The sequence below is a fragment of the Actinomadura roseirufa genome, from assembly GCF_900659635.1.
Lineage (GTDB): Bacteria > Actinomycetota > Actinomycetes > Streptosporangiales > Streptosporangiaceae > Spirillospora > Spirillospora roseirufa.
This window is the reverse complement of record NZ_CAACVB010000159.1, coordinates 1-18,705: the sequence shown is the minus strand read 5'-3', so window position 1 is coordinate 18,705 and position 18,705 is coordinate 1. Positions and strand designations below refer to the sequence as shown.

Sequence of the window (18,705 nt, the reverse complement as noted above, 5' to 3'; positions counted from 1 at the left end):
CTCGGTGAGCGCGTAGGTCGTCCCGGCCAGCGTGAGCGCCGCCAGCGCGGCGCCCAGCACGTCGAAGCGTCCCCGCGCGGCCGGGTCCACGCTCTCGGGGACGTGCCGCACCGCGACGAGGACGACGATGACCGCGAGCGGCACGTTGAGCAGGAACACCCACCGCCAGCCCGCGGCCTCGACCAGCCAGCCGCCCGCGAAGGGCCCCACCGCCCCGGCGATGCCGGCGAGCCCGGACCAGGCGCCGACCGCGCGCGGCCGGTCGTCGCCCGCGAACGACGCCTGGATGATCGCCAGCGAGCCCGGCGTGAGCAGCGCGCCGCCCACCCCCTGCAGCGCCCGCGCCACCACCAGCGTCCCGATGTCCTGGGCGGCGCCGCACAGCACCGACGCCACCGCGAACCACACCACGCCGATGAGGAAGACCCGCCGCCGCCCGTACCGGTCGCCCAGCGAGCCGCCGAGCAGGATGAAGCCGGCGAGCGTGAGGGTGTAGGCGTTGACCGTCCACTGCAGGCCGGCCATGTCGGCGCCCAGGTCCTGGCCGAGCCGGGGGAGCGCGACGTTCACCACCGTGGCGTCGAGCATCGCCACGCTCGTCCCCAGCACGGTCGCCAGCAGGATCCAGCGGCCGGCCGCAGTGCCCAGCCGGACGGCCGGCATCAGACGATCAGCTCGTCGGCGAAGCACCACCGCCAGTCCTCGCCCGGTTCGAACGACCGGACGACCGGATGGCCCTCGTCCTTGAAGTGGGCGCTGGCGTGCCGCATGGGCGAGGAATCGCAGCAGCCCACGTGACCGCAGCCCAGGCACAGCCGCAGGTGCACCCAGCGGGTGCCCGTCTCCAGGCACTCCTGGCAGCCCTGGGGCGTGCGCGGGGCCGGGTCCTCGACCGGCAGGGAGCGCACATGTTCACACGTTGCCATGTCCCCCATCGTATGGGGCGCACGCCGTCGGCGTCTTCGCACGTCAGAGGTCCAATGATCACCAGTGGTCGGGGCTGAACGGCTCGTCCTCGGGTCGGGCGGAGCCGCCCAGCAGCCGCAGGTCGGACTCGACCATCATCGTGACCAGTGCCTCGAAGGTCACCTCGGGCTCCCAGCCCAGCTGGGCGCGGGCCTTCTTGGGGTCGGCGCACAGCAGGTCCACCTCGGCGGGCCGGGTGTACTTGGCGTCCAGCACCACGTGCTCCTCCCAGTCCAGCCCCGCGGTGCGGAACGCGAACTCCACCAGCTCGCGCACCGACTGGGTCTCGCCCGTCCCGATCACGTAGTCCTCGGGCGCGTCCTGCGCCAGCATGAGCCGCATCGCGCGGGCGTAGTCGCCCGCGTAGCCCCAGTCGCGCCGGGCGTCCATGTTGCCGAGGCGCAGCTCGGTCGCCAGGCCCAGCCTGATGCGGGCGGCGCCCAGGGTCACCTTCCGGGTGACGAACTCCGCCCCGCGCCGGGGGGACTCGTGGTTGAAGAGGATCCCGCTGACCGCGAACATCCCGTACGACTCGCGGTAGTTCTGCGTGATGTAGTGCCCGTAGGTCTTGGCGACCCCGTACGGGCTGCGCGGATGGAAGGGCGTCTTCTCGTTCTGCGGGGTCTCCCGGACCATCCCGAACATCTCCGAGGAGGACGCCTGGTAGAAGCGGATCTGCTCCCGGCCGGGGGTGCGGGAGGGACTGATGCCCGACACCACACGGATCGCCTCCAGCATCCGCAGCACGCCCATGCCGGTGACCTCGGCGGTCAGCTCCGCCTGCTGCCAGGACATGGGGACGTAGGAGATCGCGCCCAGGTTGTACACCTCGTCGGGCTGGACGCGCTCGACGGCGGAGATCAGGCTGCCCTGGTCCAGGAGGTCGCCGGTGGTGATCTGGACGTCGCCGATGTGCTCGCGCAGCCGCGACACGCGGGGGTTGGCCTGCCCTCGCACGAGGCCCCACACCTCGTACCCCTGGTCCAGTAGATGCTCGGCCAGGTACGAGCCGTCCTGTCCGGTGATGCCGGTGATGAGTGCTCGCCTGGACAGCGTTCCTCCAAGGCTGACTAGGGCCCGGCGCGGGCGGGATCCGCGGCGGCGTGGCCTACGAGGTTAGCGACCCCCGGGCGGGACCGACGAGGGGAGGGCGCTCGCCGGGGCCGGTGGCGCCGGGATAGTGCGCGGGGTCGGTGCGCGGGGTCAGTGCGCGGCCTCGCGCCGGCGGGCGCGGTAGGCCGCCACGTGCATGCGGTTGCCGCAGGTGCGGCTGTCGCAGTAGCGGCGGCAGCGGTTGCGCGACAGGTCCACCAGGACGCGGGAGCAGTCCGGGGCCTCGCAGGTGCGCAGCCGGTCGAGCTCGCCCGACGCGACCACGTACGCCAGCGCCATCCCGCAGTCGGCCGCCAGGTGCTCGCGGATGGGCGCACCGGGGGCGAAGAAGTGCACGTGCCAGTCGTAGCCGTCGTGGTCGGTCAGGTGCGGGGTGGTGCGGACCTCGCCGACCACCTCGTTGATCAGCCGGACGGCGGACGGGACGTCGGGCGCGCGGAACACCGCGTGGAAGCGGGAGCGCAGGTCGAGCGCCTGCGTCAGGTCGTCCGCGGTCAGCTCGCCGACGTCGCTGAAGGAGTGGCGGTCCACGAGGGCGCGCAGCCCGGACAGCCCGTCGAGCTCCTCGGCGCCGGACGCGGCGGCGCCGGTGTTGATCAGATCGACGACCACGGCGAGCGCGTGCTCGGTGTCATGGGTGAAGATCACGATGACTCCAGTCTCCGGGGGACCCGGGGCGGTCGCTCGCCCGGCGACGCCGCCGGGGCCGGAACGCGGCCCGGCCTCAACCATATGACGGCCGGAGCCCCCGTCCGCGCACGCCCGGCGGACAAGGACGGGCCCGGAGCGCGGCCGGATCCGGCGGGAACGTTCCAGCGAGTCGTCGGCCCCCGGCGGGCGTATCCGGCCGCCCCCCGGCAAGGATCATGGTGTGGGAGAGGACCGGATCTTCGTCGTCTTCGTGGTCGTCGCGGTGGTGGTGCTGCTGGCCCGCGCGCTGGCCGGGCGGCTGCGCGTGCCCGACGCGATTCTGCTCGTCCTGCTCGGCATGGCCGCCGGGTTCGTGCCCCAGCTCCCGCAGGTCGTGGTCTCGCCGGAGCTGGTCCTGCTCGGCTTCCTGCCGCCGCTGGTCTACCACGCGGCGTTCTTCACCGCGCCGCGCGAGGCCCGCGCCGACGTGGTGCCCATCGTCACTCTGGCGTTCGGGCTGACGGCCGTGACCACGCTGGCCGTGGCCGTGACCGCCCGCGGGCTGCTGCCCGGTCTCGGCTGGGCCGCCGCGCTGGCGTTCGGCGCCGCCGTCGCCCCGACCGACGCGGTCGCCGCCACCGCCGTCCTGCAGCGGCTGGGGGCGCCGGCCCGGCTCGTCACGATCCTGGAGGGCGAGAGCCTGATCAACGACGGGGTGGCGCTGACCATCTTCGGCCTGGCCGCCGAGGCGCTCGGCTCGGGGTTCACGCTCTCCCACGGCGCCTGGCGGCTCGTGCAGGTCGTCGCCGGGGGCGTGGCCTACGGGCTGGTCGCCGGAATGGTGATCCGCCGCGTCCGGCGCTCGATCAAGGACCCCATCAGCCAGGTGATCGTGTCGCTCGTCACCCCCTATGTGGCCTATGTTCCGGCGGAGAACCTCGGCGCGTCCGGGGTCCTCGCCACCGTCGTCACCGGGTTCTCGATCGGTACCCACGGGGAGGGCGTGCTGCAGCCGGCGTCCCGGCTGGTCGGCGACACGTTCTGGCGGATCCTCGTCTTCCTGCTGGAGTCGGCGCTGTTCGTCCTGCTCGGCCTGGAGATCCGCGAGGTGCTGCACGAGCCCGGCGGGCACACCTGGGGGGAGGTCGCGCTGACCACCCTGGCGGTGTCGGGCGTCGTGATCGGCGTCCGGCTGCTGTGGCAGCTCGGCAACGGCCCGCTGGCCGCCCTGCTGCCCGGCGGCCGGCGCAGCCAGGAGGGGCTCGGCCCGCGGCAGCGGGTCGTCATCGGCTTCGGCGGGATGCGCGGCGCGATCTCGCTGGCGATCGCGCTGTCGCTGCCGGCCGCCGTCGGCCCCGAGCGCGGCGTGCTGGTGCTGCTCACCGCGCTGGTGGTGCTGATCACGCTGGTCGGGCAGGCGCCGCTGCTGCCGCTGCTGCTGCGCCGGCTCGGTCTGATCGAGTCCGGGCGCCGCCGCCGGGAGGCGATGATCGCCCGCAAGGCGGGGCTGCAGGCCGCGCTGGCCCGGCTGGACGAGATGACGGAGGAGGACGAGGTCGAGGAGCAGACCGCCGAGGCGTTCCGGCAGATGCTGGAGGTGCGGCTCGAACGCGTCCGGTACTTCCTGGACCGGGAGGACGCCGAGGGGGAGCGGCGCCCGCCGAACAGCCGGTGGGTCCGCAGCGAACTGGTCAAGGCGCAGCGCGCGAAGCTGACCGCGCTCTACCACAAGGGCAGGATCGGTGCCGGGACCCTGCGCGAGATCAGCCGCGAGCTCGACTTCGAGGACCCCGCGGCGATCACGAAGGGCCGCTCCTAGCGCCGGACGGCCGGCTCAGCGCGCGTAGTGCGGGTCGGCGACCACCGGGTAGAAGGCGTCGGCGTGCTGGACCCGCATCGTGACCGCCATCCCCTCCAGCGCGTAGTCGGCCTTGATCTGGCGGAACATCGAGTCGCTGGCCCAGGGGTTGTACAGCCGCCCCACGGTCGCGCCGTAGCGCAGGTGGACGACGTCGTAGCCGCCGGACGGCATCGCTTCCAGCGCGAGGCCGTCTGGGAGGGAAAGCGCGAAGCGGAACTCCGAGGGGGCGTCCGGGCCGTGGATCACCGTGAGCAGCCGGACGCCGTTGTCGGTCGTCTGGGCCACGATGTCGGTGTCGACGTCCACGCCCACGAACACCCGCAGGCTGGGCCGCAGCACCTGCGCGACCGTGTCGGCCGCCGCCACGTCGATGCCGAGGTGCAGGCGCTGGCCGTCCTTGGTGGGGACCCACACCCCGTCCCGAGCGCGCTGGCCCCACGCCACGTCGGGGTTCTCCAGCTCCTGAGGCTCGTTCTTGCCCCGCGCGACGAGAATCCTCGAGGCCGCGTTCATCGCGGCGGCAGCCCCGTCCCGTGCATGCCTCATGGCGGGCCCCTCGCCTTCCTCCATCACGTGCGTGAACGTCACGCTCTCATCGGGTTCGGCACGGGTTGGCCCGGCAGGACGCCCTTGGGCTGGGGTCGGCGGGTTCGTGGCGTTCGCCCCGTGCGTCGTTGGACCTTACACCACGCTTATACGCGCCTGTCGGGCACGTAAGTAGGACGCGCCGGCCACTAGGGGATAGGCGAAAGCGGTCCGTGAGCGAGCGCAACCACACCGTGTCCGGCGGGCCGTGCGGGTGGGAAAACACTTTGCCGCTGATCGCCCGAATGATCCATCCTTGAGTTCGCCGGAGAAAGGAAAAGGACAAAGGGGTGAGCCACCGGTTGGGCGGCTGGTCTCCAAAACCAGCGGAAAGTGGGTTCGACTCCCTCCGCCCCTGCTGAACGCGATCTTCGGGCCCGTGGTGCAACGGAAGCACACTTCTCTTGCAAAGAAGCGATCAGGGTTCGACTCCCTGCTGGTCCACCGGGCGGCTCCGGCCGCTCAGGGGGCGTCCGCGCGCCCGCACGGAGGGCTGGCCGAACGGTAAGGCAGCAGTTTCGAAAACTGACGTCGAGGTGACACTCGAAGGGGTTCGACTCCCTTGCCCTCCGCTCCGGAGAACATCACCGCGAAGTGCCGTGGGAACGGCCGCGGCCCTCCCGCACCGGGCCGCGGCCGTTCCGGTTCGCGGCCGGAATCAGACGGGGACGGGCGCGCTCGCGGGCGCCGCCAGGTCCGCCAGGACCTCGCTGAGCCGGTCCAGGCCGCGGGCGATCCACGGCAGCGCCGCCGGGGCGGGGGACGCCAGGGCGGCCAGCCGCCGCTCGTCGTCCTCCCCGTAGAGCAGGCTGGAGGCGACCCGCACCCGCAGCGCCTCCGGGGCGTCGCCGAAGGCGCTGCCCGGCAGGACCCCCACGCCGTAGCGCTCCAGCAGCAGCGCGGCCAGGTCGGCGGACGTCCGCACGCCGTGCTCCGCGCGCAGCCCGCCGCGCAGTGGACCGAGGTCGGGGTAGACGTAGAAGGCCGCTTCCGGACGCGTCACGGCCGCTCCGGCGGCGGCGAAGCGCTCGGCGACGGCGCCGGTGACCGCGGCGTGCAGGCGGCGGCTGCGGTCGACGTGCTCGACGAGCTCGGGCGGCTCGGCGAAGGCGTAGGCGGCGGCGTGCTGCATCGGCGCGGGCGCGCTGGACCAGATCTCGCTGGCCACGCCGAGCAGGCTCGCCCGCAGGGCGTGGCCGAACGGCCCGTCCGGCAGCCGCGCCACGCCGAGCCGCCAGCCGCCCGCCGCCAGGTGCTTGCTCAGCGCGGTCGTCACGACGGTCCGCTCGGGCGCGAACCGCGCCGGGCTCGGCACCGCGCGGCCGGGGGCGTGCACGAGCTCGCGGTAGATCTCGTCGGAGATGACGACCAGGTCCAGCTCCCGTGCCACCGCGCACAGCCGCCGGACGGTGTCCTCGGAGGCGATGGTCCCCGTGGGGTTGTCCGGCAGGGTCACGATGACCGCCCGGACGGTGCGGCCCCGCGACCGGGCCCTGACGACGGCGTCGGCGAGCAGGGCGGGGCTCGGGACGCCGCCCTCGCCGGGCGGCGTGGCGACGCGCACCGGCTCCGCCCCGGCCAGCGCCGTCTGCGCGGCGTAGGAGACCCAGCTCGGGGCGGGCACGGCCACGTCCCCGCCGATCGACATCAGCAGCGCGAACAGCAGCGGCTTGCTGCCCGGCCCGCACACGACGACGGACGGGTCGGTGGGCAGCCCGCGGCGGGCCCAGTAGCCCGCCGCGGCGGCGCGCAGCGCGGGCGACCCGGCGACCGGGCCGTAGGCGCCCCGCCCCGCGGCCGTCCCCAGCTCGCGGGCCAGGGCGGGGTGTATGGGGATCCCGGCCTCACCGAAGCCGAGCGGCAGCACGCGCACCCCCTGCCCGCGCTTGCGGGCGAGCGCCTCGTTCACGGCGAGCGTCGGGGACAGGGGCACCGGCCGCGGCGCGAACGGCAGCGGCCGGGCCATGGCGGACTGGCTCTGGGCGGGCATCAACGCTCCAAAGAGATGCTGTAGCGGGGTGACGGTGGGAGAACGGTCGAGCGCGGGCCGTGCGCGGCCCTCATGACCCCGGCCGGGTGTCGGTTCATGCTTGCCCGCTCTGAGCATCATCACAAGCGAGTCTCGCCGATGCTGACCGTAAGCTGGTCTCATGCTCGAGCTGCGCCGCCTGCGGCTGCTCGCCGAGTTCGCCCGCCGCGGCAGCATCGCCGCGACGGCGGCGTCCCTCGGCTACACCCCCTCCGCGGTGTCCCAGCAACTGGCCGCGCTGGAGCGCGAGGCCCGCGTCCCGCTGCTGGACCGCACCGCCCGCAGCGCCGAGCTGACCGACGCCGGGCGGCGGCTGGCGGCCCGCGCCGAGGAGATCCTCACGCTCGTCGAGACGGCGGAGGCGGAGCTGTCGGCCCAGGCCGACACCCCCATGGGCCGTGTGGTGGTCACCGCCTTCCCGACCGCCGCCGTCGCGTTCGCCCCCGCCCTGGCGCGGAGCCTCGGCGACCACCCCGGCCTGACGTTCGTCCTGCGGCAGACCCGGCCCGGGGACGGCATCAGGCAGGTCCAGAACGGCGAGGTGGACATCGCGCTCATCGACGACTGGACCGGCAAGGTCCCCGACCAGTCGCCCGCCGTGCTGGAGTTCTTCCATCTGCGCCGCGACCCGCTCGTGCTGGTCGTCCCGTCCTCGCACCGGATGTCGGATCCCGAACGCCCCGTGCGGCTGCACGAGCTGCGGGAGGAGCCCTGGATGGCGGCGCCGCCCGGCGAGCCCTCCCGGCAGGCCGTGGAGCGGCTGCTGGACTCCGTCGGCGGCGCCCGCCCCGTGCCCTGGGAGTTCGAGGGCCTGCACACGATCCTCAGCCTGGTGGCGCGCGGGATCGGCATCACCGCCGTGCCCGCCCTCGCGCTCGCGGCCGGTGACCAGGACGTGGCGGTGCGGCGCATCCCCGAGTGCACGCTGGCCCGGGAGGTGTACGCCGTCACGCGCGCGGCGAGCGTGCGCCGGCCGTCGGTGGCCGTGACGCTCCGCGCGATCTACGCGGCCGCCCGGGACGCCCCCGACGCCCGCCCGAGGCCCTCCGAGGGCTGATCGGCCCTCCCGGACCCGGGCGTCCGGGCGGCGCGGGACGGCCTCCGGGGGCGGGCCGTGACCGTATCCGGCCTCGGGTGCTCCCGCCTGCCCCGTCCACGCGACCCGGCCGGTCCGGCGTGGGCGGTTGGGATTGGCAAAACACTCTTTTACGGACGAAAAGGGTGGCCTTGTCGCGAACTTCACGTACCGTAGGGCAAATCGTGACCACGTCCGAGCCGGGCACACCGGGTCCGAGAACTCCGGGGCCGGCGGCATCGGGCCCGGACCACCGATCGGGGAGCGCAGCGCTCGATGGAACGACCGGCGACCACGCCCGCGGTCCCGTCCCCACGGACGGCGCCGCCCGCGCCAACGCCACCGGCCGAGGCGAATCGGGACGACGCAGAACACCGACACCACGAGCACCAGGAGCACCACGGCCACCGGGCGCGCCATGACGGCGACTCCGGGAGTGACGAGGGGGAGACCGGGCACCACGGGTTCGAGCTCCCCCGGGTGACGGCCCTGCTCCTGCACGCCGCGCCCCGCTTCGTCGAAGGGGTCATCGCCCCCATCGCGGTCTTCTATCTGGCCCTGCTGGCGCTCGGCCTGAACGGCGCGCTCATCGCGGCCGTCGCCTGGGTGTACGGCGGCATCGCCTACCGGTACTGGCGCGGGCACCCGGTGTCCGGAATGCTGATGCTGGCCGCGGTCGGGGTCACCGTCCGCGCGGGCCTCGCGGCGGCCACCCACAGCGCCGTCGTCTACTTCCTCCAGCCGACCCTCGGCACGCTCGCGGTGAGCCTGTCGTTCCTCGCCTCGGTTCCGCTGGGGCGCCCGCTGGCCAAGAAGCTCGCCCGGGACATGGCGCCCATGCCCGAGGCGTTCCTGCGGCACGCACGGGTCCACCAGTTCTTCCTGCGCATCTCGCTGCTGTGGTCGCTGGTCCTGTTCGCCAACGTCATCATCAGCCTCTGGATGCTGTTCAACGAGTCGCTCGGCATGTACCTGTGGGTCCGCACCGGCCTGGTCGCGGGGCTCGGCGCGCTCGGCGTCGCCGTCTCCGTCTGGGGGTTCAGGCGCTGCGTCCGGCACGTCAACGGCGAGCCCGCGACGGGCTGAGCCGGGCGTCCCGGCAGTTCAGAGCGATAGTGGCTGAACTTTTCCGGCTTTCGGCCCGTCTCTCCTAGTCACGATGGATTTCACCGGCACAAGGTGAATCCTTGGGACTTGGGGGAGACGGGTGCAGGTGCAGCGGCGGTTCGGGCTCGTGGCGATCGGCGGGGCGGGCGCGGTGGCGGTGCTCGCGGCCGGATGCGGCGGCGGGGCCGGCGGCCTCGCGGCGGGCGGGTCCCGCGCGGCGGTGACGATCACACCGGCCAACGGGAGCGCTCAGGTCAGGCCGGACGGGACGATCGAGGTCAAGGCCTCCGGCGGCAGGCTTGAGCGGGTCACGGTGCGCGGCGACCAGGGCGCCCAGATCACCGGCGCGCTGACCGGCGACCGCCGGTCCTGGCGGTCGGCGCGGACGCTGACGCCCGGCGCGTCCTACACGGTCACCGCGCAGGCGCGCGGCCACGGCAAGACCAGCACGGTGACGAGCGCGTTCACCACCCTCAAGCCGGAGCGGACGCTCACGATCAGCGACGTCACCCCGAACCTCGCGGGGGAGAAGGTCGGCGTGGGCATGCCGATCATGCTGCGCTTCAACCGCCCGGTCACCGACCGCGCGGCCGTCGAACGGGTGCTGCGGGTCACCCCCGACAAGCCGGTGGAGGGCGCCTGGCGCTGGATCGGCCCCGACCAGGTGATCTACCGCACCCGCACGTACTGGCAGCCGCACCAGACCGTCCGGTTCCAGGCCGACCTCGCCGGGGTGAACGCGGGCGGCGGGGTGTACGGGGAACGGGACGTCCGGCAGACCATCACGATCGGGGCCGCGCAGATCACGACCGGCGACATCGGCGACCACCGCATGACCGTGCGGCGGGACGGCCGGACGCTGCGGACGATCCCGTTCAGCGCGGGCAACGGCGAGACACGGGAGTTCACCACCACCAGCGGCGTCCACCTGCTGATGGAGAAGGGCGACCCGGTGACGATGGTCTCCCCGGGCCGCGCGGAGGGCGACCCCGGCTATTACAAGACCGTCGTGAACCACGCCGTCCGGTTCTCCAACAGCGGCGAGTACGTGCACTCGGCGCCCTGGTCGGTCGGCTCGCAAGGGGCGGCGAACGTCAGCCACGGCTGCCTCAACGTCAGCCCGGCCGACGCGGGCTGGTTCTACGAGATCATGCAGCGCGGCGACGTGATCACGCTCACCGGCAGCGACCGAGAGGTCGAGTGGGACAACGGCTGGAGCTTCTGGCAGCAGTCCTTCGAGCAGTGGAAGAAGGGCAGCGCGCTCGCCTAGTCACGTCCGGTTACAACGCTTTGATCTCGGACGGCGGCCAAAACCCCGGGTCAGGGCATTATCGTCGGCTTTTGTCGCTAATGTCTCCCTGGTAGACGGCGGGGTTGTGGAGGTTGTAGTGCAGCGGAGGCTACCCACGGGGGTGCGGGCCGGAACCGGGCTGGCGGGAGTCGTGCTGCTCCTCACGGCGGCCTGCTCCGGCGGTGAGAAGGACGACGGGGTCACCGTCGGCGGGCAGGGGGACGCCGCCGCTCCGCAGGTGACGGTCAACCCCGGCAACGGGACGGGCAAGGCCGCCCCGGAGGCGGGCGTCGTCGTCACCGCCTCCGGAGGCACGCTCGAACAGGTCACCGTCACCCGCAAGGGCGCGCCGGTCGACGGCGTGATGTCGGCGGACAAGACCAGCTGGCGCTCGCGGACCCTGCGTCCCGGCTCGCAGTACGAGGTCGCCGCCGTCGCCAAGAGCCCCAAGGGCAAGTCGACCACGGTGAACGCCAAGTTCGCCACGCTCAAGGCGGCCGCCGTCCTGGACATCGCCGACGTCAGCCCGAACAAGAACGAGAAGGTCGGCGTCGGTATGCCGATCATCGTCACGTTCAACCGGCCGGTCGGCGACCGCAAGGCCGTCGAGCAGGCGCTGGAGGTCAAGTCGGCCAAGCCGGCGACGGGCGCGTGGTACTGGGTCAGCGACACCCAGGTGATCTTCCGGACGAGGAACGGCGAGTACTGGCAGCCGAACCAGGCGGTCACCTTCACGGCCCGGCTGGCGGGGGTGAAGGCGGGCAAGAAGACCTATGGCGTGTCCGACTACACGCGCGGCTTCCGGATCGGCAACCAGCACATCATCACCGCCAGCACCAAGACGCACCGGCTCACGGTGAAGAGCAACGGCAGGAAGATCAAGAGCTGGGGCATCAGCGCCGGCCGCGGCGGCCGCGTGGTCAACGGCGTCGACACCTACCTCACCACCAGCGGCATCCACCTGACCATGGGCAAGGAGAATCCGGCGATCATGACGTCGGAGTGGATGGGCGTCAAGCCGGACGACAAGGCGCACGGCGGCTACAAGGAGGTCATCCCGCACGCGGTGCGGATCTCCAACAGCGGCGAGTACATCCACTCCATGGCCGCCACCGTGTGGGCGCAGGGCAGCCAGAACGTCAGCCACGGCTGCCTGAACTCGCCGCCGGCGGCCGCCCAGTGGTTCTACAACTGGTCCTACCGCGGCGACCCGGTGATCATCACCGGCAGCAAGCGCGGGCTCCCCTGGAACAACGGCTGGAGCTTCTACCAGATGTCCTGGAACCGGTGGGTCAAGGGCAGCGCCCTCGACCGCACCGTGACCACCGGCTGACCACCGGCTGATCATCGGCCGATCACCGGCAGCCGGGGCGGGCCGGGCCGCCCGGCGGTTCAGGCCAGGGCCAGGATGCCCATGACCAGCCGCGCCGCGCCGCCGCCCTCCCCTTCGGCGATCGCCAGGGCGGACGGCGCGTCCAGCCCGTCGAGCAGGACCCGCTCGGCCTCCGCCTCCGCGGCGGCCGAGGCCCCGGCCCGTCCCGCCGCGCGGCGCAGATCCTCCAGCCTCCCGGCCGCGGCGTCCAGGGCGTCCGGCGTGTAGTCCCATCCGGACGCCCACGGCGCCGCGAGCAGCATGAGCCGCACCGCGGCGGCCGGATGGTCCTCCAGCAGGTCCGACACCAGCACGAGGTTGCCGGCGGACTTGGCCATCCGGGCGCCGTCGCGGCGGACGACGCCCACGTGCAGCCAGGCCCGCGCGAACGGCCGGACGTCCGTCAGGGTCTCGGCCATGGCCGTCTCGTAGGCGTGATGCGGGAAGACCAGGTCCGCCCCGCCGACGTGCAGGTCCATGGCCGGCCCGAACGTGCTGAGGGCCATCGCGGCGCACTCGGCGTGCCAGCCGGGCCGGCCCGTGCCCCACGGGCCGGGCCACGCCGGCTGGCCCTCCGCGCTGGCGCGCCACAGCGCGACGTCGAGCGGATCGTCCTTGGCCGGATCACCCGGCGAGTCGCCGAACTCCTCCAGGAGGGCGAGCGCCTCCTCTCCTCCGACGCCCGCACGGTCCGGGACGTCCGCTCCGCGGAAGTACACCGTTCCCTCCCGGACGTAGCCGTGACCGGCCTCCACCAGGCCCTGCGCGAGGAACACGACGTCCTCGACGTGGTTGTGCGCGCGGGGCTGGTAGGTCACGGCGCGGACGTTCAGCGCGGCCAGGTCGCGTTCGAAGTAGAACTGCTGGACCGCCGCGAAGCTGTCGTAGGGGCTCCCGGCGCGGTCCGCGGCCCGCGTCAGCACGTCGTCGACGTCGGTGACGTTCCGGCAGACGCGGACGTCGCCCACCGTGTGCCGCAGGGCGCGCGCGGCGACGTCGGCCCACACGAAGGTGCGCGCGTGCCCGAGATGGGTCGTGTCGTACGGGGTGATGCCGCAGACGTACATCCGGGCGGGGCCGACGGCCGGGAGCCGCCGGCCGCCGATCCGGACGGCCGGCACGGCCTGGTCGGTGCTCACCGGATCACCCCCCGTGTGTCTCCCCTGCCTCTACAAGAGGTACTTCCCACCCGAGCGGCCGCGGATCGCCGTGCACTCCCAAGAGAGTGGTCCGGGACGTGAGCGCAGAAAGATGTCACTTTCCTGGTCCGTGTCGCTACTCTCTGTGCTGGAACTGGTAAGACGACCCCCGCCGTCTCCGAGAGGCAGTCATGCCCGACTATCTGGACTTCGTTCCCCGCCAGTGCTTCCAGCCCACGCTCGCGCTGTCCCCGGACGCGGGCACCGTGGCCTACTCCAGCAACGCCGGCGGCCGCTTCGACCTGTGGACCGTGCCGGTCGCCGGCGGCCCGCCCCGCCGGCTGACCCGGCTCACCGGCCGGGCCGTCCGGCGGGTCGCCTGGGCGCCGGACGGCAAGAGCCTGGTGTTCACCGCCGACCTGGACGGGGACGAGCAGTACCGGATGTACCGGATCGGGCCAGAGGGGGAGGACCTCGCCGAGATCGGCTCGGGCGCGGACTGCCAGCGGGTCCTGCCCGCCCTGCCCTTCGACTCGACCGGCCGGTACCTGGCCTACGCGGCCAACGACCGGGACCCGACCGTCCAGGACCTGCTCGTCCGGGACCTCGCCGAGGGGACCGAGCGCCGCGTCACGCCGCCGCCCGGCGTGGCGTTCGAGGCCGAGCGGTTCTCGCCGGACGGCCGCTGGCTGCTGGCCGCCGGGTACCGCTCCAACACCGACGTCGCCGTCTACCTGGTCGACCTGCGCGACCCCGCCGCCGACCCCGTGTGCGTCACCGCCGGGCACGGGGAGGGTCTCTTCCGGCCCGGCCCCTGGCTCGCCGACTCCTCGGGCTTCTACCTGCTCACCAACGTGTGGGGCGAGTTCACCGCCGTCGCCCGGCTCGGCCTGGCCGACGGCTCCCTCGACCCGGTCGCCCGCCACGACTGGGACGCCGAGCTGCTCGACGCGGCGGGCGGGACCCTCGTGTGGTCGGTCAACGAGGACGGCCGCTCCGTCCTGCACGCGGCCCACGACGGCGCCCCGCTGCCGCTGCCGGGCGTTCCCGCCGGGGTCGTCACCGCGCTGGCCGCCGCGCCCGGCGCCGACCCCGTCGCGCTCCTGATCGGCACCGCGGGCCGCCCCGCCGAGATCGCGGTGGTGAGCCCGTCCGCCGGGTTCAGGTACCTCACCGACGCCCGCCCGGCCGCCCTGCGCGTGGTCGAGCCGGTCGAGCCCGAGCGGGTGACCTACCCCGCGTCCGGCGGGCGGTGGATCCACGCGCTGTCGTACCGGCCCCGCCGGCCCGGCCGGCACCCGGTGGTGCTGTCCATCCACGGCGGCCCCGAGGCACAGGAACGGCCCGGTTACGTGCGCTCGGGCCTCTACCAGCACCTGCTCGACCAGGGGATCGCCGTGTTCGCGCCCAACATCGCCGGTTCCACCGGCTACGGCATCGCCCACCAGAAGCTCATCCATCGCAACTGGGGCGGCATCGACCTGGACGACCTCGACCACGCCGCCCGCCATCTGCGCGCCGCCCCGGGCATCGACGGGGACCGCATGGCGGTCATGGGCGGCTCCTACGGAGGGTTCGCCGCGCTTTCATGCCTGGCCAGGCTGCCCTACAAGTGGGCGGCCGGCGTCTCCATGTGCGGGCCCTCGAACCTGGTCGCGCTCGCGCGCGCCTGCCCGCCGACCTGGAAGCAGGTCGTCGCCGCGGTGCTCGGCGACCCCGAGACCGACGCCGAGCACCTCGCCTGCCGCTCGCCGATCACCTACGCCGACACGATCACGGCGCCGCTGCTCGTCCTGCAGGGCGCGCGGGACCCCCGCGTCCCGCGCGCCGAGTCCGACCGGCTCGTCGCCCACCTGCGCCGGCGCGGCGTCGACGTCCGCTACGAGGTCTTCGACGACGAGGGGCACGGGTTCACCAGCAGGGAGAACGAGCTGCGGGCGTACGCGGAGATCGCCCGCTTCCTCGCCGGGCATCTGCTGCCCGGCTGAACGCCGCCGCCGCGCTCGGGCGGGGAATGCGAGTCCGGGAACCCCGCACCCGCCTCGGCATCGAGGACCGGAGATTTCTCCCTTTCCGACTACAGAGGTCGATGACGGGAGTAACGAGCCGTAGTGCATGGCCGTTGAATGTAACAGGACGGGCGAAAAGTGAGAAAAACGCCCAGAAGGGCGCCTCTTCGACGTCGCGTGTCGTGCCTGCGAGCCTGGCCGTGATTCGGTCCATCACCGGCGCTCATTTGGGAGCGCACTATGTTGACCAGACCATTCCGGGATCCGGCCGTCCGACACGGCGCGCCCGCCGTCCGGCGCTTCGGCGCGCCGTTCCTCACGGCACCCCGGGCGGCGGTTCTCGCCGCGTTATCCGCCGGGGCGCGGCGAACGCCGATCATCGCGGTCCTCGCCCTGACGCTCCTGGTCCCGCAGGTCCCGGCCACTGTGGCGCACGCCTCGTCCCGGAGGGAGGGTCCGCCGCTCGGGAAGTCCAACTACGCCGTCGCGCTCGGCGGACTGGCCCCCGATTCGAGGACGAACTCCGTCCGTCTCGGGCAGTACACCTTCGCGGCCGACGGGACCGTGTCCGAGCTGTACTGGCAGTGGTCCCAGAGCACGCGGGTCGTGCGCACCGGCACGGGCGTCCTCGCCGACGGCTGCACCACGCGCGACTGCGAGGTCCTCACCGCGGGCGGCTGGCAGACGACCGACGTGGCCTTCACCGCCACCGGAACCTACGGCGTCAACGGGACCAGGCTCCGCATCGACTGGGACGGCGGCCTCTGGGAGGAATGGCGGCTCACATCACTCGCCGGAGGCGAGCTCGGCGACATCGAGCTCTCCGACGGCAACCTCGGGGCCACGCACGGGTTCGGGAACGGCAGCAACGCCTCCTGGGACCAGAGGATCCCCGCCGAGACCGTCGCGGCCGTGGACCAGGCCAAGCTCGTGCACCGGTACTACCTGTGGAAGACCCAGAGCACACCCGCGGGATATCAGGGGTACATCGACCACGGCGACGGCGCGCCCTTCTGGGTCCCGCGCTGGAAGGTCTGCGCGGACGGGCGGTGCCTCGGCGCGCAGACCAGGGCCGGCGAGCACGTCCACACCGCCTACTACGTCTCGCCCGCCACCGCGTCGGCCGAGGACAGGCGCGACACCCTGTGGCACTGGCACACCGAACTCGCCGACAAGCGCGGGGAGCGGTGCTACACCGGCAACTCCCACGTCAAGCCCATGATCCAGGTCGTGGACGACCTCGGCCGCTTCCACGGCTGGGTGGGCGTCGAGGCGTCGCTGAACCAGACCACGACCGCCGGTGTGAACGATGACGACATCGGCGTCTTCCGGATTCTCGGCTGAGGCCGGTCCCGTGCCGGGACCCGCCGCCCGGACGGAAAGACGGCCGGAGCCCGCTGGGGCCCGGCCGTCCGGTCACGGCGTTCCGTCACTTGGGCGGCATCAGGACGCCGTCGATGATGTAGACCGTCGCGTTGGCGGTCCGGACGTTGCCGCAGACGACGCCCGCGCCGTCACCGACCTTGAACGACTCGCCCGAACCGCTGGTCTTGAGCATCGAGCCCTGCAGGGTCGTGAAGTCGCCGTAGGCCAGCCCGCCGGGGGCGATCCGCCGGCCGACGACGTGGTAGGTCAGGATTCCCGTCAGGGCCTTCTTGTCGGCCAGCACCTTGTCGAGGGTGTCCTTCGGGATCTTCTTGAAGGCGTCGTTGGTGGGCGCGAACACGGTGATGTCCTTGGCGGAGTTCAGCGTGTCGACCAGCCCGGCCTTCTTGACGGCCGTCACCAGCGTGGACAGCACCGGGTTGTTGGACGCGGCGGTGGCCACGGGATCGGCGGCCATGCCGGTGAAGCTGCCCTTGCCCGAGGCTGGGACGGCCGAGCAGGCGCCGCCGAACGGCGTGCCCGCGGCCGGCGCGGCGGCCGCGCCGCCCCCCGCCGGAGTGCCGTTCGCCGGAGTGCCGGTCGCGCCGGCGGCGTCGCCGTCCTCGCCGCCCCCGGAGCAGGCGGCCGCCCCGAGGACGAGGGCCGCGCCGGCGAGGGCGCTGAGGAGGACACGTGTGCTCGTCATGATGGGTCTCCTTCTGCGGATCCGCCCGATGCGGATCCGTCGGTGTAAATCGGCTGAACGTGTTCACGGAACTGGCGTGCGCGGAGCCGTCGCGGACCCGGCGCGGGGACGTGGTTCAGGTGACGGTGACCACCACCGAATGCCAGCCGGTGGCCCCGTCGGGGAACGGCCGCGCCCGGCCCTCGGGCTGGGTGGCGCCGGTCCCGTCGGTGGCGCGGACGCGCAGCGTGTGGGTGCCGGGCACGGCGTTCCACTCGGCGGCCCACTGCCGCCAGGTGTCCGGCCCCGGGACGGGCGCCGCCGAGGCCTCCCGCCAGGGCCCGCCGTCCACCTGCCATTCGACGGCGTCCACACCGCGGTGCTGTGCCCACGCGGTCCCGGCGACCGCGACCCGCCCGGCCGCGAGGCGTGCGAACGGCCTGGGCACGTCGATGCGGGAGAACGTCTTGACGGGCGCCCGCTCGGCGTAGCCGCGCCGCGTCCAGTAGGCCCGGTCGGTGGCGAAGCGGGCCACCTTCAGATCGACGACCCACTTGGTGGCCGAGACGTAGCCGTACAGGCCGGGGACCACCAGCCGCGCGGGGAAACCGTGCGCCACCGGGAGCGGTTCCCCGTTCATCCCGACCGCCAGCAGCGCGTCCCGGCCGTCGAGCACCGCGTCCAGTGGCGTACCGAGCGTCATGCCGTCGGACGAGCGCGACAGGATCTGGTCCGCGTCCGCGCGCACCCCGGCCCGCCGCAGGAGCGCCGCCAGCGGGACGCCGAGCCAGCGCGCGTTCCCCGCCAGGGTGCCGCCGACCTCGTTCGACACGCACGCCAGCGTGATGTCGCGCTCGACCAGGGGGAGGGCCAGCAGGTCGCCGAAGGACAGCTCCACGGGACGCGCGACCAGGCCGTGGATCCGCAGCGTCCAGTCCCGCGGGTCGACCTGCGGCAGAACGAGCGCGGTGTCGACCCGGTAGAAGTCCCGGGAGGCGGTGCGGAACGCGGGCATCCCCGGCACCCGCACCTGCGATCCCGCCGGGACGGTGGGCGCCCGCCCGGACGGCGCGGGCAGCCGCAGCCCGGCCCGGACGGACGCGACGTCCCCGCGCCGGATCAGCAGCCGCCCCGCCGTGCCGGCGGCCGCCGCGGCCCCGAGGACGCCGGCACCGGTCAGCAGCATCCGCCGGCGGTCCGGAGGGCCCGCGCCCTCATCAGTCCCGGCCGCCGCGCCCTCGTCCGTGCCGGCTGCCGTATCGTCTGCCGTGCCGGGTGCCGGCGCCTCCGGGCGGGCACCTCCGCCATCGGCTGGAGAGGCGGGAGACGGCATGACCGACCGCACGCGCCCCGCCGCGTCCAGCAGGACGAGCAGCGCCGCCATGCCCGCGAGGGCCCCGGCGACCGGCGGGACGGCGTCGCCGGGGCCGGCCGCCGGCCTGGTGAGCGCGGCGATGACGCCGACCGCGCCGAAGGCG

At 73.5% G+C, this 18,705-nt stretch carries 16 protein-coding genes and 3 tRNA genes; 10 read left to right on the top strand and 9 right to left on the bottom strand.

Annotated features, from left to right (window positions below):
* The 4 genes from E1291_RS27655 to E1291_RS27640 all read right to left on the bottom strand — a co-directional run.
* On the bottom strand, nt 1-663 hold a 663-nt coding region (locus E1291_RS27655; protein WP_131741011.1), incomplete at its 3' end, for an MFS transporter.
* On the bottom strand, nt 663-926 hold the full coding sequence (locus E1291_RS27650; protein ID WP_131741010.1) for a ubiquitin carboxyl-terminal hydrolase 14: 264 nt from the start codon (nt 924-926) through the stop codon (nt 663-665). The genes E1291_RS27650 and E1291_RS27655, both read right to left, overlap by 1 nt.
* Before the next feature lie 58 nt (nt 927-984).
* Nucleotides 985-2,001 carry a GDP-mannose 4,6-dehydratase gene (locus E1291_RS27645; RefSeq protein ID WP_442316392.1) on the bottom strand — a complete coding sequence of 339 codons (1,017 nt, stop codon included), beginning with the start codon at nt 1,999-2,001 and terminating at the stop codon, nt 985-987.
* Between the two features lie 168 nt (nt 2,002-2,169).
* On the bottom strand, nt 2,170-2,727 hold the full coding sequence (locus tag E1291_RS27640) for a CGNR zinc finger domain-containing protein (protein WP_131741008.1): 558 nt from the start codon (nt 2,725-2,727) through the stop codon (nt 2,170-2,172).
* Nucleotides 2,728-2,950: 223 nt separating this feature from the next.
* On the opposite strand from E1291_RS27640, the gene E1291_RS27635 reads away from it, so the two are divergent.
* On the top strand, nt 2,951-4,528 hold the full coding sequence (locus tag E1291_RS27635; RefSeq protein ID WP_165495310.1) for a Na+/H+ antiporter: 1,578 nt from the start codon (nt 2,951-2,953) through the stop codon (nt 4,526-4,528).
* A 15-nt stretch (nt 4,529-4,543) separates the two neighbouring features.
* Here the strand turns inward: E1291_RS27635 and E1291_RS27630 are convergent, their stop codons facing one another.
* Nucleotides 4,544-5,116, bottom strand: coding sequence for a hypothetical protein (locus E1291_RS27630; protein WP_131741006.1), 573 nt, complete (start codon nt 5,114-5,116; stop codon nt 4,544-4,546).
* 325 nt (nt 5,117-5,441) lie between these two features.
* Between E1291_RS27630 and E1291_RS42290 the strand changes: the two genes are divergently transcribed.
* From E1291_RS42290 to E1291_RS27620, 3 genes are all read left to right on the top strand, one after another.
* A tRNA-Trp gene (locus E1291_RS42290) sits at nt 5,442-5,513 on the top strand.
* 15 nt (nt 5,514-5,528) lie between these two features.
* A tRNA-Ala gene (locus E1291_RS27625) sits at nt 5,529-5,599 on the top strand.
* A 43-nt stretch (nt 5,600-5,642) separates the two neighbouring features.
* Nucleotides 5,643-5,727, top strand: a tRNA-Ser gene (locus tag E1291_RS27620).
* Between the two features lie 86 nt (nt 5,728-5,813).
* On the opposite strand, the gene E1291_RS27615 is transcribed toward E1291_RS27620, so the two are convergent.
* Nucleotides 5,814-7,121, bottom strand: coding sequence for a pyridoxal phosphate-dependent aminotransferase (locus E1291_RS27615; RefSeq protein ID WP_207400968.1), 1,308 nt, complete (start codon nt 7,119-7,121; stop codon nt 5,814-5,816).
* A gap of 184 nt (nt 7,122-7,305) precedes the next feature.
* On the opposite strand from E1291_RS27615, the gene E1291_RS27610 reads away from it, so the two are divergent.
* The 4 genes from E1291_RS27610 to E1291_RS27595 all read left to right on the top strand — a co-directional run bounded on the left by E1291_RS27610 (nt 7,306) and on the right by E1291_RS27595 (nt 11,990).
* On the top strand, nt 7,306-8,241 hold the full coding sequence (locus tag E1291_RS27610; RefSeq protein WP_131741004.1) for a LysR family transcriptional regulator: 936 nt from the start codon (nt 7,306-7,308) through the stop codon (nt 8,239-8,241).
* Nucleotides 8,242-8,535: 294 nt separating this feature from the next.
* Entirely contained in the window at nt 8,536-9,345 is an 810-nt protein-coding gene (locus tag E1291_RS27605) for a VC0807 family protein (RefSeq protein ID WP_242614413.1), read from the top strand.
* A 121-nt stretch (nt 9,346-9,466) separates the two neighbouring features.
* The gene (locus E1291_RS27600) at nt 9,467-10,636 is read left to right on the top strand and encodes a L,D-transpeptidase (RefSeq protein WP_131741003.1); all 1,170 of its coding nucleotides are present in this window, start codon (nt 9,467-9,469) and stop codon (nt 10,634-10,636) included.
* A 118-nt stretch (nt 10,637-10,754) separates the two neighbouring features.
* On the top strand, nt 10,755-11,990 hold the full coding sequence (locus E1291_RS27595; protein ID WP_242614412.1) for a L,D-transpeptidase: 1,236 nt from the start codon (nt 10,755-10,757) through the stop codon (nt 11,988-11,990).
* A 59-nt stretch (nt 11,991-12,049) separates the two neighbouring features.
* Here E1291_RS27595 and E1291_RS27590 read toward each other — a convergent pair whose 3' ends face one another.
* Nucleotides 12,050-13,168: a class I tRNA ligase family protein gene (locus E1291_RS27590; protein ID WP_242614411.1), complete on the bottom strand. Its 1,119-nt coding sequence runs from the start codon at nt 13,166-13,168 to the stop codon at nt 12,050-12,052.
* Nucleotides 13,169-13,359: 191 nt separating this feature from the next.
* On the opposite strand from E1291_RS27590, the gene E1291_RS27585 reads away from it, so the two are divergent.
* The gene (locus E1291_RS27585; RefSeq protein ID WP_131741002.1) at nt 13,360-15,156 is read left to right on the top strand and encodes a S9 family peptidase; all 1,797 of its coding nucleotides are present in this window, start codon (nt 13,360-13,362) and stop codon (nt 15,154-15,156) included.
* Nucleotides 15,157-15,417: 261 nt separating this feature from the next.
* Nucleotides 15,418-16,521: a hypothetical protein gene (locus E1291_RS27580; RefSeq protein WP_131741001.1), complete on the top strand. Its 1,104-nt coding sequence runs from the start codon at nt 15,418-15,420 to the stop codon at nt 16,519-16,521.
* An 85-nt stretch (nt 16,522-16,606) separates the two neighbouring features.
* Here E1291_RS27580 and E1291_RS27575 read toward each other — a convergent pair whose 3' ends face one another.
* Both E1291_RS27575 and E1291_RS27570 read right to left on the bottom strand, forming a co-directional pair.
* Nucleotides 16,607-17,248: a fasciclin domain-containing protein gene (locus tag E1291_RS27575; RefSeq protein ID WP_131741000.1), complete on the bottom strand. Its 642-nt coding sequence runs from the start codon at nt 17,246-17,248 to the stop codon at nt 16,607-16,609.
* Between the two features lie 115 nt (nt 17,249-17,363).
* A partial coding sequence (locus E1291_RS27570) for a molybdopterin-dependent oxidoreductase (RefSeq protein ID WP_131740999.1) occupies nt 17,364-18,705 on the bottom strand: 1,342 nt, incomplete at its 5' end.